General features: G+C 61.9%; 11 protein-coding genes. 8 read left to right on the forward strand and 3 right to left on the reverse strand.

Features of this window, described 5'->3' with window-relative positions; genetic code table 11:
* The coding region (locus tag BMX55_RS15310; RefSeq protein ID WP_143059698.1) for a hybrid sensor histidine kinase/response regulator at positions 1 to 3387 on the forward strand (3387 nt) is incomplete at its 5' end.
* On the forward strand, positions 3384 to 3605 hold the full coding sequence (locus BMX55_RS15315; protein WP_091459209.1) for a hypothetical protein: 222 nt from the start codon (positions 3384 to 3386) through the stop codon (positions 3603 to 3605). The genes BMX55_RS15310 and BMX55_RS15315, both read left to right, overlap by 4 nt.
* Positions 3606 to 3627: 22 nt before the next feature.
* Here the strand turns inward: BMX55_RS15315 and BMX55_RS15320 are convergent, their stop codons facing one another.
* Positions 3628 to 5097, reverse strand: coding sequence for a cryptochrome/photolyase family protein (locus tag BMX55_RS15320; protein ID WP_091459210.1), 1470 nt, complete (start codon positions 5095 to 5097; stop codon positions 3628 to 3630).
* 24 nt (positions 5098 to 5121) lie between these two features.
* Here BMX55_RS15320 and BMX55_RS15325 point away from each other — a divergent pair, with 24 nt between their 5' ends.
* From BMX55_RS15325 to BMX55_RS15345, 5 genes are read left to right on the forward strand one after another with little or no spacing between them, the layout of a single operon-like run.
* The gene (locus BMX55_RS15325) at positions 5122 to 5724 is read left to right on the forward strand and encodes a YqgE/AlgH family protein (RefSeq protein ID WP_091459212.1); all 603 of its coding nucleotides are present in this window, start codon (positions 5122 to 5124) and stop codon (positions 5722 to 5724) included.
* Positions 5721 to 6134, forward strand: a complete 414-nt coding sequence (gene ruvX / locus BMX55_RS15330) for a Holliday junction resolvase RuvX (protein WP_091459214.1) — start codon at positions 5721 to 5723, stop codon at positions 6132 to 6134. The genes BMX55_RS15325 and ruvX overlap by 4 nt, the downstream gene beginning before the upstream one ends.
* The gene (gene pyrR, locus BMX55_RS15335; RefSeq protein ID WP_091459216.1) at positions 6134 to 6658 is read left to right on the forward strand and encodes a bifunctional pyr operon transcriptional regulator/uracil phosphoribosyltransferase PyrR; all 525 of its coding nucleotides are present in this window, start codon (positions 6134 to 6136) and stop codon (positions 6656 to 6658) included. The genes ruvX and pyrR overlap by 1 nt, the downstream gene beginning before the upstream one ends.
* A gap of 3 nt (positions 6659 to 6661) precedes the next feature.
* Positions 6662 to 7624, forward strand: coding sequence for an aspartate carbamoyltransferase catalytic subunit (locus BMX55_RS15340; protein ID WP_091459219.1), 963 nt, complete (start codon positions 6662 to 6664; stop codon positions 7622 to 7624).
* A 10-nt stretch (positions 7625 to 7634) separates the two neighbouring features.
* Positions 7635 to 8930, forward strand: coding sequence for a dihydroorotase (locus BMX55_RS15345; protein WP_091459247.1), 1296 nt, complete (start codon positions 7635 to 7637; stop codon positions 8928 to 8930).
* A 6-nt stretch (positions 8931 to 8936) separates the two neighbouring features.
* Here the strand turns inward: BMX55_RS15345 and BMX55_RS15350 are convergent, their stop codons facing one another.
* On the reverse strand, positions 8937 to 10004 hold the full coding sequence (locus BMX55_RS15350; RefSeq protein WP_091459221.1) for an ABC transporter ATP-binding protein: 1068 nt from the start codon (positions 10002 to 10004) through the stop codon (positions 8937 to 8939).
* 67 nt (positions 10005 to 10071) lie between these two features.
* Between BMX55_RS15350 and BMX55_RS15355 the strand changes: the two genes are divergently transcribed.
* Positions 10072 to 11745, forward strand: coding sequence for an ABC transporter permease (locus BMX55_RS15355; protein ID WP_091459222.1), 1674 nt, complete (start codon positions 10072 to 10074; stop codon positions 11743 to 11745).
* Between the two features lie 13 nt (positions 11746 to 11758).
* On the opposite strand, the gene pbpC is transcribed toward BMX55_RS15355, so the two are convergent.
* On the reverse strand, positions 11759 to 14032 hold the full coding sequence (gene pbpC / locus BMX55_RS15360; protein WP_091459224.1) for a penicillin-binding protein 1C: 2274 nt from the start codon (positions 14030 to 14032) through the stop codon (positions 11759 to 11761).
* Positions 14033 to 14038 lie beyond the last annotated feature (6 nt).

Raw genomic sequence — 14038 nt, forward strand, 5'->3', positions numbered from 1 at the left:
CTGGCCCGCGCCGCAGAAGAACAAGCCCGCGCTGAGGCTGAAGCGCTGGCTCAGGCCCAAGCAGAAGCCGAAGCGCTGACCCTCGCTGAAGAAGAAAAAGTCCGTGCAGAAGCCCACGCGCTGGCGCGTGCTGTCGAGGAAGAGCAAACCCGTGCTGCTGCCCAAGCGCAAGCCCAAGCCCAAGCAGCAGCGCAAGCAGAAAAAGCCCGCATTGAAGCCCAAGAGCAAGTCAAGGTAATTGGCTCACTGCGCATTGGCTTGGCCCTGTACAACATCTATGTCAGTGAAGCCCAAGAGTGGGTGCGCCGCCTAACCCGCAGCCTGCAAGACTGGTCACACGCTTTGAATGAGCCAGTCTCTGACACAGCGGTGGCGCTGGCCCATTCGCTGGCGGGAAGCTCTGCCACGGTCGGCTTCAAAGCCCTGTCCGAAACAGCACGGCTGCTAGAACACACCCTGTCGCATGTACAGCCACAGCCACAGGGCGAACCAGAGCAAGCCCAAGTCTTTTTGGCCGCAGCACAAGACATCGATTACCTGCTGCAACAATTTGCCGCCGGGGTGCTGGTTGCGGCAGACCCGAAGGTACAAGACGCCCTGCGCCACATCCTAGAGACCGAGGTGGTCAGTACCCTCTCGCCACCGCTAGAAGACGTGATGGCAGTGCTAGAAGAGCTGGAAAAACTAGAAGAAGAACATGCACAGGCTGCGGCACAAGCCCACCATTTGGCAGATCGCCCCAAAACAGAGGCCCGGCCCAGCCCACAAGAATCCTTACCACTGGAGTTGGAAGTGGAGCCAGACCTCCCAGCACCAGCACCAGCACCAGCACCAGCACCAGCACCAGCACCAGCACCAGAACCAGAACCAGCACCAGCACCAGCACCAGCACCAGAACCAACACCTACTCCGGCTACCGTCTACACCGCAGCCGAAACACCGGGAACAGACGAGCACATTGATGCTGCCATTGCCAACGCGATGGCGTTGGATACCGAACACGATGACGATATTGATGTCCTTGACGTCATTGACCCCGACCTGTTCCCGATTTTTGAAGAAGAAGCGCTGGAGCTGCTGCCCCATTTAGGTGGCTCTTTGCGCCAATGGTCGACGCGCCCCAGCAACTTGGCTGCCCGCAGCGAATTGCTGCGTGCATTGCATACCCTCAAGGGCAGCTCGCGCTTGGCCGGTGCCATGCGCTTGGGCGAAATGGCCCACCGCCTAGAGTCAGCCATCGAAGAGCTGGACGTTGACACCGTCACTAGCGCAGAAGTCGATCCCATGCTGGCCCGGCTCGATAGTTTGCAGGCCAATTTTGACGTGCTGCGCGTCATCAGTGCCCAAGGGCCTGCCGAAGCCATAGTGGTGGCACCCGACTTGGCAGCGGCCATCGCCACACCCGCCACAGATACCCCGGCAGGCACAGCCGTGTCAGCCTTGGCAACACCTGCGCGCCTGCAAACCATGAAGGCTGCAGCCCCGTTGCGCGCTGTAGGACAGCAATCGGTACGCGTGCGCGCCCAGTTGCTGGATCGGCTGATCAACCAAGCGGGCGAGGTAATGATCAGCCGCTCGCGGCTGGAAGCGCGCATTGGTCAAATCAAAGGCTCCTTGGTTGACTTGTCGGCCAACCTCGACAAACTGCGCCAGCAGTTGCGCGACATCGAGTTGCAATCTGAATCGCAGATGCAATCGCGCCTAGCACAGACCAAAGAAATGGCCGCTGGCTTTGATCCGCTAGAGTTTGACCGCTTTACCCGTGTGCAAGAACTAACACGGATGATGGCCGAATCGGTCAACGACGTGGCCACGGTGCAGCGCAATTTGCAACGCTCGATGAACGGCGCTGAAGATGAGCTGATCGCCCAAGGCCGCCAAGCGCGTGAGTTGCAACGCGACCTGCTACGCACCCGGATGGTGGAGTTTGAAAGCATTGCCGAACGCCTGTACGCCGTGGTGCGCCAAGCGTCCAAAGAGATGGGCAAGCAGATCAAGCTCGACATTACCGGCGGCTCGATTGAAATGGACCGAGGCGTGCTTGACCGCATGACCCCTGCCTTTGAGCACTTGCTGCGCAATTGTGTGGCCCACGGCATTGAAATGCCTGAGCAGCGTGATGCTGCTGGTAAGCCACTGATCGGTACCATTGCCGTGCATTTGCGCCACGAAGGCAACGACGTCTCGGTGGAGTTCCGCGACGACGGTGCGGGCTTGAACCTGCCGCGTATCTTGGCTAAGGCCCAAGAGCAAGGCTTGATTGCCCCCGGTGCCCAAATTACCGACACTGAGGCCGCCAACCTGATCTTTATGCCCGGCTTTACCACCGCCGTCAGCCTGAGCGGCCTTGCGGGGCGCGGTATCGGGATGGACGTAGTGCGCTCTGAAATCAAAGCGCTAGGGGGCCGCATTGAAACCAACACCGAAACCGGCAAGGGCACTTCCTTCCGTATGGTGCTGCCCCTGACCACTGCCGTCACGCAGGTGGTGATGCTGCGTGCAGGCCACCTTTCGTTTGGTGTGCCCGCCAATGTGGTCGAAGTAGTGCGCCGCATACCCACAGCGCAACTAGAGCAGGCTTATCAAAATAACTGCTTTGAAGTGGCGGGTGAGCAGGCGCCCTTCTTCTGGGCCGGTGGTTTGCTGCAAGCCTCGCTGCACAGTGAAGAAACCCAAGGCAAAACCCGTCCGGTGGTGGTGTTCCGCAGCGCCTCGCAACGGGTAGCCCTGCATGTGGATGAAGTGCTGGGCAACCAAGAAGTGGTGGTAAAAAACCTGGGGCCACAACTGGCACGCCTGCCCGGTTTGGCCGGGATGTCAGTGCTGGCTTCGGGCGCGGTGGTGCTGATCTACAACCCAGTGGCATTGGTCACGGTGTACGGCGAGCAGGTTCGTGCAGCCTTGCAAGCGCTGTCGCCAGCGGTGCAAGCTGGTACTGCCGTGGCACCCGCAGGGGGCAATCCCGCCGCACCGGTAGCGGCAGTGCATCAGGTGCCACTGGTGCTGGTGGTGGACGACTCCATCACCGTGCGCCGCGTCACACAACGCCTGTTGCAACGCGAAGGCTACCGCGTGGCCTTGGCTGCCGATGGTTTGCAAGCCTTAGAGCGCTTGCAAGAAGAGCGCCCCGCCGTGGTGCTGTCAGACATCGAAATGCCGCGCATGGACGGCTTCGATTTGGCACGCAATATCCGCATGGATGAAAAGCTGAAAAATCTGCCCATCATCATGATTACTTCGCGCATTGCGCAAAAACACCAAGAACATGCGATGGAACTGGGCGTGAACCACTATCTGGGCAAGCCATACTCTGATGAAGAGCTGCTCAGTCTGGTCAAGCACTACGCCCGTCTGGCCGAAGAAGCCACCCAAGCGCAGACGGCATGAGCAGCCTGTTTGTGCTGCTCCTGCTGCTGATAGGTGGGGGGCTAGCCGTGCTGGCCTTGACTTGGCTGTTGCAGCGGGTTTTGCCCCCGTCATGGCCCCCCGCCAAGCGCTGGGGCGTGGCGGTGGTTATCACGCCATCGGTAGCTTTTTTGGTGATTTTGGTGCTGTCTGGCTCTGGGTTTTTACAAGAGCAATTGGGCCGATGGTTGCTACCTTGACTGCCGTGGTGACAGCGCGGTACTAGCTGGGGGCCTTGACCACCGCGTAGCGCTCCAAGGTGCGCAGCCGGGCAGCATCGTGCTGCACCAGTGGCAGCGGGTAGGTTTGCCCCAACACCACCCCAGCAGCTTGCAAATCTAAGGGTCGGGCTAGCCACGGCGCATGCAGGGCGGCGGTGGGCAAAGCGGCCAGTTGCGGCAGATAGCGGCGGATAAATTTCCCGTCAGGGTCAAACTTTTGGCTTTGGCTAACCGGGTTAAAAATGCGAAAGTAGGGCTGGGCATCACAACCGCTGGAGCTGGCCCATTGCCAGCCGCCGTTGTTGGCGGCCAGATCAAAATCATTGAGTTTTTCGGCGAAATAGCGCTCGCCCCAGCGCCAGTCCAGCCCCAAATCTTTGGTCAAAAAGCTGGCTACCACCATGCGCAGGCGGTTGTGCATATAGCCAGTCTGGTTGAGCTGCTGCATGGCAGCATCTACCAACGGATAGCCCGTGCGCCCTTGGCACCAAGCGGCAAAATGGGCCTCGGCCAGCTCGCCACTTTCCCACTGGATGGCATCGTAAGCAGGCTTAAAACTGCGCTGCACCACATGGGGGAAATTGGCCAATATCTGAAAATAAAAGTCGCGCCAAATCAGTTCATTGAGCCAACTGGCAGCGCCAGCATGGCCTTGAGCAACCAAAGCATGGGCGGTGCGGGCCAGTTGCCGGATAGAAATGGTGCCAAAGCGCAAATGGGTGCTGAGGTAGCTGGGGCCTTTAATGGCCGGAAAATCCCGTGCTGTGGCGTAGTGGTCTATGCGCAGCAAAAAATCATCGAGCAGTTGCTGCGCACCACGGCTGCCCGTGGGCAGGCGCAACTGTGCCAAGCCTGCTGGCGCAAAACCCAGTTCGGCCAAGCTGGGGATGGGCTGGTCATAGGGCGCGGGGCGCGGAGCCAAGGCTTGAGCATAAGGTGGCACCGCCTGTTCCGCCAGCCGGGCTGCCTCCACCCGGCGCAGCCACGCATTTTTGTACGGTGTGAACACGGTATAGGGCGTGCCGCCTTGGGTGAGGAGTTCTTGGCGCTCAAAAATGCTGTGGTCTTGAAAAGTATGCATGGCCCGGCGCTGCAAGGTCAAGGCAGTGCGTACTTCGGCATCACGGGCCAAGGCTTGGGGTTCATCATCGTGGTGGGTAAAGACGGCCTCGGCCCCCAGTGCCTGCGCCAGCACTGGAATCTCGGTGCGTGCGCTGCCGTGGCGCACGATCAGGCCGCCAGCGGCATGGCCGGACAAGGCGCGCAATTGCTCGTCCAGCTCTAGCACAGCGGCGTGGATAAACTCCACCCGGCGGTCAGCACGGGGCAGAGCATCCAAAATATCGCTATCAAACACAAAAACGCAATGCACCTGCGCACACTGGCGCAGCGCTTGGTGCAGGGCGGGGTGGTCTTGCGCACGCAAATCGCGGCGCAACCAGACCAAGCCAACAGCGTAGGGGGTAGGCATGTTCACCGTTAAAATCAGAGGTATATGTCCACCGATTTTGCGCCTACCAACCTGACGCACCATTTTTTGATTGCCATGCCCGGACTGGACGATCCGGCTTTTGCCCGCAGCGTGGTCTATCTGTGCGAACACAGCGAGCGTGGTGCCTTGGGCCTGCTCATCAACAAACCTACCGATCTGTACCTGCAAGGGCTGTTTGACAAGATCGACTTGGACTTGCAGCGCCCAGACTTGGCACAAGCGCCCGTGTTTCTGGGGGGGCCGGTGAACACCGACCGAGGCTTTGTGCTGCACGACCCGATGCGCCAAACCGACCCGCCCAATACCGAGTCCGCCTACGCCTCCACCTTGCATATCGCCGCTGGCCCGCTAGACATGACCACCTCGCGCGATGTGCTCGAAGCTCTGTCCAACGGTGCCGGGCCGCGCCGGGTGCTGGTGGCACTGGGCTACTCAGCGTGGGCCGAAGGCCAGTTAGAGTCTGAACTGGCACAAAACAGTTGGCTCACGGTAGAGGCCGATCTATCCGTTATTTTTGACACGCCCATAGAGCAGCGCTACGACCAAGCCCTGCGACTGCTGGGCCTAGAGGCTTGGCAATTGGCACCGACTGCGGGGCACGCATGAGCACCCCAGCAGTGTCTGTACCGGCGCAACTACAGACCTTTTTGGCCTTGGATTTGGGCCTCAAGCGCACTGGGGTGGCGGTAGGCAACCGCCTGTTGGGCAGCGCCACACCACAAGCCACCATCCGCGCCGAAGGCGATGCCCGCTTTGCCCAAGTGGCGCAGCGCATTGCCGAATGGCAGCCCGATGCGCTGGTGCTGGGTGTGCCCTACTACCCCGACGGTGCCAGCCACGACAACACCGCCCGCGCCCTCAAGTTTGGCCGCCAGTTGCGTGGCCGCTTTGGCCTGCCAGTGTTTGAGGTGGATGAACGCTACAGCACCACCGAAGCCCATAGCAGCGGTGCCCGCGATGCCGATGCCGCCTCGGCCTGCATCATCTTGGAACAATTTTTCCGGAGCCTTGCTTGATGACTACTCCTCCTTCCGCTGCCACTACCGGCAGCCTGCTGCTTGATGCTGAAGCCCTGTACGCCGAATTGTTGCGCGGCGTGCGTACGCTGTGTGAGGCGCACACCCGCTTGGTGGGTATAGCGTCGGGCGGTGTCTGGCTGGCGCAGCGCCTGCAAGCCGATTTGGGCTTGGATGGCAGCGTGGGCGTGCTGTCATCAGCCCTGCACCGCGATGATTTTGCCCAGCGCGGCATGGCCAGCAGTGCCCAAACGCAACTGGCTTTTGATGTCAATGGGGCCGATATTTTGGTGCTCGATGATGTGCTGCACACGGGCCGCACGGTGCGCGCCGTACTCAATGAGCTGTACGACTATGGCCGCCCAGCACGGGTGCGTCTGGCGGTGCTGGTCGAGCGCAACGGGCGCGAGTTGCCCATCCAAGCCGATTTTGCCGCTGCCAAAGTCGCCCTGTCCCCAACCCAATCACTGGCGCTGGCGCGAACCGACAGCGGCAGTTTTCATTTCCACGTTCAAGAGGTCTGAGCCGTGCTGCACAAGCGCCATCCCCAACTCAATCGCCACGGCGAGCTGATGCATCTGCTCTCCATTGAAGGCTTGCCGCGCGATATTCTCACGCATATCCTCGATACCGCTGCCAACTTCGTGTCAGTCAATGACCGCGAGGTCAAAAAGGTGCCGCTGCTGCGCGGCAAAAGCGTGTTCAACCTGTTTTTTGAAAACAGCACGCGCACCCGCACCACCTTTGAGATTGCCGCCAAGCGCCTGAGCGCCGATGTGTTCAATTTGGATATCGCACGCAGTTCCACCGCCAAAGGCGAAACCCTGCTCGACACCATCGACAACCTCTCGGCCATGGCCGCCGATATTTTTGTCGTGCGCCACAGCGAATCGGGCGCGCCTTATTTGATCGCCCAGCACGTAGCGCCCCATGTGCATGTGGTCAATGCCGGTGATGGCCGCCACGCCCACCCCACCCAAGGCTTGCTGGATATGTACACTATCCGGCACTACAAAAAAGACTTTAGCAACCTGACCGTTGCCATCGTGGGCGATGTGCTGCACTCGCGCGTGGCGCGCTCGGACATCCACGCCTTAACGACGCTGGGTGCTGCCGAGGTGCGCGTGGTCGGGCCACGCACTTTGGTGCCCAGCGACTTATCGCACATGGGGGTGCGCGTGTGCCACACCCTCGAAGAGGGCATCAAAGATGCCGATGTGATTATCACGCTGCGTTTGCAAAACGAGCGCATGAGCGGCGCGCTGCTGCCATCGAGCCAAGAGTATTTCAAGAGCTTTGGCCTGACCCCCGACAAGCTGCGCCTGGCCAAACCCGACGCCATCGTGATGCACCCCGGCCCGATCAACCGAGGGGTAGAAATTGACTCGGCGGTGGTCGATGGGCCACAAAGCGTGATCTTGCCGCAGGTCACGTTTGGTATTGCTGTGCGTATGGCGGTGATGTCCATTGTGGCGGGCAACGACGCTTGAGGAAATGATGATGAAGATACTGATCCAAAATGGCCGCGTGATCGACCCCGCCAGCGGCCTAGATAAACACTGCGACATCGCGATTGCTGCTGGGCGCATCATTGGCGTGGGCAAGGTAGCCCCTGATTTTGCCCCGCACCGCGTGCTGGATGCCAGCGGCTGCATCGTGCTGCCCGGTTTGGTCGATTTGGCAGCGCGCCTGCGCGAACCCGGCCAAGAACATGCCGGGATGTTGGAATCCGAGATGGCCGCCGCCGTGGCCGGGGGCGTGACCAGCTTGGTCTGCCCGCCCGACACCGACCCGGTGCTCGACGAGCCGGGGCTGGTAGCCATGCTCAAGTTCCGTGCCGAAAAGCTGCACCAAGCCCGGCTGTTCCCACAAGGCGCGCTCACGCGCAATCTGGCCGGTGAAGTGCTAACCGAAATGGCCGAACTGACCGAGGCCGGTTGTATCGGTTTTGGTCAGGCTGAGGTGCCGCTAGCCAGCACCCAAGTGCTGCAACGGGCGCTGCAATATGCCGATACCTTTGGCTATACCGTCTGGCTGCGCCCGCAAGAGATGCACTTGGGTAAGGGGGTCGCTGCCAGTGGGCCGCTGGCAACACGCTTGGGGCTGTCGGGCGTCCCGGTGGCGGCAGAAACCATTGCCCTGCACACCATTTTTGAACTGCTCAAAAGCACCGGGGCGCGTGTGCATTTGTGCCGTATCAGCAGTGCTGCGGGGGTGGAGTTGGTGCGCCGTGCCAAGTCCGAGGGCCTGCGCGTGACTTGCGATGTCAGCATCAACTCACTGCACCTGACCGACCACGATATCGGCTTTTTTGACAGCCGCGCCCGCTTGTCGCCCCCACTGCGCCAACAGCGCGACCGCGATGCACTGCAAGCCGCGCTGCTCGATGGCACCATCGACGCACTGGTGTCTGACCACAACCCGGTGGACGAAGACGCCAAAACCCTGCCCTTTGCCGAGGCTGAACCCGGCGCTACCGGGTTAGAGCTGCTGCTCAGTGTGGCACTGAAGTGGTCACGCGATAGCGGCGTGCCCTTGGCGCGGGCGCTGGCCGTAGTCACCAATGAACCGGCCCGCGTGCTGGGCCATGCCTTGGGCACTTTGCAGGCCAGCGTTGGCCAGTTGATCGAGGGTGGCGTGGGCGATGTTTGTATCGTCGATGCCGAAGACGCTTGGACGGTGCAAGGCAGCGCCTTGCGCAGCCAAGGCAAGCACACCCCATTTGGTGGCTACGAGCTGCCCGGGCGGGTGCGCTATACGCTGGTGGGCGGTCAAGTGGCGTTTGAGCGCGGCTAAACCGCTTTAATCCTGCCGCGCAAAAGTCACCACATGGTCGGCTTGGGCGCGGATACCTATCCATTCCCCCACCGCATGGTTGTAGTGGCTGGGCACGTGGGCCAGCACGCTCTGGCCGCTTTTTAAGCGCAGGGTGTACAAAAACTCAGCGCCACGAAACGCCTTGCGCACCAACTGCGCTTGGGTCAGGGCTTGACTGTCGTGCACGATATCGTCGGCGCGCAGCAGCACATCACATTGGCCGCTGGGGTAGTTCGATGGCAAGGGGCATTCCGTCAGGTTGGCTAAATCGCCCAGTGGGGTATGCACCACCACGCCGCTAGCTTGCTGCTCTAGCGTGGCCGGAATGAAAACGCCATGCCCGATAAAGTCGGCCACAAAACGGGTGGCTGGGCGGTGGTAGAGGGTGTAGGCATCATCCCACTGGTGGAGCTGGCCTTGCTGCATGACACCGATCACATCGCCAATGGCAAAGGCTTCCAATTGGTCGTGGGTCACAAACAAGGCCGTGGCCCCGGCCTCTTTGAGGATTCCGCGCACCTCGTGGGCCAAACGCTCACGCAGCTCTACATCTAAATTAGAAAACGGCTCGTCCAGCAGCATGAGCTGGGGCCGGGGTGCTAAGGCACGGGCCAAGGCCACGCGCTGCTGCTGCCCGCCCGACAGCTCGTGCGGGAAGCGCTGCTCACTGCCTTCTAAGCCCACCAGTTGCAGCACTTCTTTCACCCGCGCTGCTTGCTCGGCGCGTGGCAGCGCATGGATGCCAAAGGCGATATTGCGGCCCACGCTCAGGTGCGGAAACAGCGCATAGTCTTGAAACACCATGCCCATGCGGCGCTGCTCTGGGGGCAAGCTGCATTCGGGGCTGCCCACCAGTTGGCGGTTGAGATGGATACTGCCCGCACTGACCGGCTCCAGCCCCGCCACGGCACGCAGCAAGGTGGTTTTGCCGCAACCAGACGGGCCAATCAGCACGCCAATATCACCGGCGCGCAGGCCCAACGTGACATCACGCACGGCGGCGACGGTCTGCGCACCATAGCGCACCTGAAGTTGAGAGAGGGCCAAAAACATGGCGTCGATTGTAGGCGGGCCAAATGCTTAAAATTCGCATTTGCATTGCGGCAGGGGCCTTGGGCCTATGGCCGATTTTCCACGGGGTTCTACCTTGCACCGTTTTATGGCCTCGCTGCGTTCTTTTCCTTTGCTGGTGTTGGCCGTTTGGCTGGCCTTGCCGGTGCTGGCCCTGCTGGCCGCTTGGTGGCCTTGGGGCAGTCAAGCGAGTGCCAGTGTGGCCGTGCTGCGCGACATGACCACCACCGTCTTGCCCGGCTATGTAGGCACCACGGCTTGGTTAGCCCTGTGGGTGGGTATCGGTGCGGCGGTGGTGGGTACCGCCACCGCCGCCACCGTGACGCTGTTTGAGTTTCCGGGGCGGCGGCAGTGGGAGTGGCTGCTGCTGCTGCCGCTGGCCATGCCCGCCTACGTGACTGCCTACGCCTATACCGACTTTTTGCAGTTTAGCGGCCCGTTGCAGGTTTGGCTGCGCGAGAGCTTTGCACTAGAAGGGCGCTTGCTGCCGGAGGTGCGCAGCGTCTGGGGCGCGATTTGGGTGTTTATTTTTGCGCTATACCCGTATGTGTATCTGCTGGCCCGCACTGCCCTGAGCGAGCGGGCAGCGCACCTGATGGAAGCGGCGCGTCTGCTGGGCGCACCGTTGCCCCGGCGCATTGCCACCATCGCCCTGCCACTAGCCCGCCCAGCAGTGGCCGCCGGGGTGGCCTTAGTGCTGATGGAAACCTTGGCCGATTTTGGCGTGACCAGCTACTTTGGCATCCAAACCTTTACCACCGGCATCATCAAAGCATGGTTGTCCTTAGACAACCGCTTGGCGGCGGCCCAATTAGCCACCATGCTACTGGCGATGGTGTTGCTGCTGCTGTGGCTAGAGCACCGCGCCCAACAGCGGATGCGCTTTACCGCCAAGGGCGTCGGGCGGGCCGGTTCTGCCGAAGCCCAGCCCGTGGCACTGCGTGGGGCATCCTTGGTGCTGGCTTGGGTGATTTGTGCCGTGCCGGTGCTGATGGGATTTTTTGCGCCAGTGGCCTTTATGCTGCGGCCTTTGGCCTCGGATTGGTCGGTGCTGCCGTGGGAGCGCTTTTTAGAGTGGGCTTGGAACAGTGTACGCTTGGGTGGCATCACTGCCGGGCTGGCGGTAGCCGTGGCGCTGGCCTTGGCATTTGCCGTGCGCCGTCGCCCCGATGCGCTCACCCGTGGCGTGGTGCAACTGGCCAGTCTAGGCTATGCCGTGCCGGGGGCCGTGGTGGTGGTCGGGCTGTTGCTGCCGGTGGGCTGGTTGCAGGCGGCCTGGCCCAGCTTGGGCTTGGGTGCAGTGCTCACCACCACTGCCGTGGGCATTGTGTGGGCTTATCTGGTGCGCTTTTGCGCGGTGGCCTTGCAGTCAGTACAAAGTGGCTATGCGCGTATTCCGCCCAGCTTGGATGATTCAGCGCGGATGCTAGGCGCTGGAAGCCCTCGACTGCTACTGCAAGTGCATTGGCCGCTGTTGCAACGCTCCACCGCCGCCGCAGCGCTGCTGGTGTTTGTCGATGTAATGAAAGAATTACCCGCCACGATGGTGCTGCGCCCCTTTAACAGCGACACCTTGGCCGTGGTGGCCTACCAACTGGCCCGCGATGAGCGTTTGGGCGAGGCAGCCCTGCCATCACTGGCGTTGGTGGCGGTGGGCTTGGTGCCGGTGATTTTGCTCAGTCGCACGTTGCGGGCGCGAGAGTCTAGCTCTTACGCCTGCTAACCAGCAGAACGCCTCAGCGCCCGCGTTGGGCGGCAGGCGGGGTGGCATTGGCGCGTATCCCGGCACCACGCACCTCTAGGCGCACTTCATCCAATACCGTGCCACGGGCATCGGTCAGGGTGATACGGTGCCGCCCCGGCCAAGGCATCCAACTCAGATGGGGGCCTTGGCCCAGCGGTTTGTCGTCTAAGCGCCAGCGCAGTTGGGCAGCATTTTTGCCAGCTTCGGAGGCGGTAAGCTGCAAGCGTTGGTGGGTGGGCGGAATATCTGGGTCTAGCGCCAAGATGGTGCCCGCTACTGGGCTGGTGATGCGGATGGCTTGGTCTTGTAATGCCGCCGCGCTGGCATAGGCTGACCCAGCCCCGGTATCCACCGCAAACAGCGGCTGCTGCGTGCCCGCCACAAACCATTCTGGCCGGGCTGCCTCTAGGGGGGTTGCCACTGGGCCAAACTGCACTGGCACACGCACCAAGCCCGCCGGAGGCACAGGGGCCGCACTGGGCTGGCGCTGGTGCAAATAGCCCATAACGGCTGCCCAAATCGGTGCTGCGCCACTGCTGCCACTGACATCGTGCATCGCTGCGCCGCTGGCATTGCCCACCCACACGCCCACGGTGTAGCGCTCTGACCAGCCCACCGCCCAGTTGTCGCGCATATCCTTGCTGGTGCCGGTTTTCACGGCGCTCCAAAACCGCGTTGCCAACACGCTATCGGTGCCAAAGGTGCGGGCGCGGGCATTGTTGTCCGACAAGATATCGCCGACGATAAACGCCGCTTTGGCATCCAACGCCTGCTGCCATACCGGGGCCTTGGGCTGTGCAGACAGCAAAGCCGGAGCCACCGGGCTAAAGCGCCCGCCATTGGCCAGCGTGCGAAAGGCATTGCTCAAGTGCAATAACGCAACTTCACTGCTGCCCAAGGCCAAACTGTAGCCAAAATAGCCGCCGCTCTCGCGCAGTGGCAAGCCTACTGCCTGCAATTGGGTAAAAAAGGCATCGGGCGATACCATCACCAGCGTGCGCACCGCAGGCACATTGAGCGAGGCCGCCAGCGCCGTGCGTACCGACACCCAGCCCTTAAACTGGCGGTCGTAGTTTTGCGGGATATACAGGCCACTGGCCGTGGGGATATGCGCTGGAGAATCCTCAATCAGCGAGGCCGCCGTCAGCCGCCGCTGGGCAATGGCCTGCGCATACAAAAACGGTTTGAGCGTCGAGCCGGGTTGGCGCTGCGCCAGCACGCCATCCACCTCTGCTGCTTGGCTCAATTGGCCCGAAGAACCTACCCACGCCAGCACCTGCCCGCTGGCGTTGTCTAGCACGACGATGGCCCCGTCTTCCACATTGCGGCCCTGCAATTCGCGCAGTTGCTGCGTCAGGGTTTGCACGGCAAAGCGCTGCAAGGGGCCGCGCAGGGTAGAAGGTAGCTGGGCGGGCAGCGGGCCGGTGCTGGCCGCTTGGGTAAGGGCGCGCCGGGCAAAGTGCGGCGCAATGCCCTCACTGGCAGCCCAACTGCGCCGTGGCAGGCTGGCGCTGGCCAGCAGCTCTAAGCCCATGCAATCTTGATCGAGAGCCGTTTTGGGCTGGCTGCTCGCCCGCATGGCCTGCCAGACGCCACAGGCGCGCTGCGCCACCAGTGCCGGTTTGGCGTTGGGCGCACGCACCAGCGCTGCGGCAATAGCCGCCTCACGCTCATCCAAGCCATGCGCTGCCTTACCAAACAGGGTACGGCTCAAGGCATCAATACCCACCACCTCGCCCCGGAAGGGCACCAGATTGAGGTAAGCCTCCAAAATTTGGTCTTTGCGCCAGCGCCGCTCGAGCACTTGGGCTGCCACGCTCTGACTGAGCTTTTCGGTTACGGTTCTGCGGCCTGCGCCTTGCTGGCCGTCGGCCTCGAGCAGCCCGGCCAGTTGCATGGTGATGGTGCTGGCACCACGGGTACGCCGGTGCCACAGGTTGCCCCAAACCGCCGCCGATACCGCCTGCCAATCGACACCGCTGTGCTCATAAAAGCGTCGGTCTTCGGACAACACCAGCGCAGTGCGCAAGGCTGGGGAGACATCGGACAGCGCCAGCCATTGGCCCCGGCGCACCGTGGCATCGGTGCGCAGCCGTTGCAGCACTTCGCCCTCCCGCGATAGCAGCAGGGTTTCAGAAGGCCGAAACCCTTGGCGCACCTGCTCAAAGCTGGGCAAGGCCCAAGCCGCCCCCGGCATAGCACCGGCGGCCAGCGCCAGCACCACACCAGCCACTGTGCGCAGCCAAGGGCGGACGCTGGTCGGCATACGGAT

Origin of the sequence: Giesbergeria anulus (assembly GCF_900111115.1) — a bacterium.
Taxonomy (GTDB): Bacteria; Pseudomonadota; Gammaproteobacteria; order Burkholderiales; family Burkholderiaceae_C; genus Simplicispira; species Simplicispira anulus.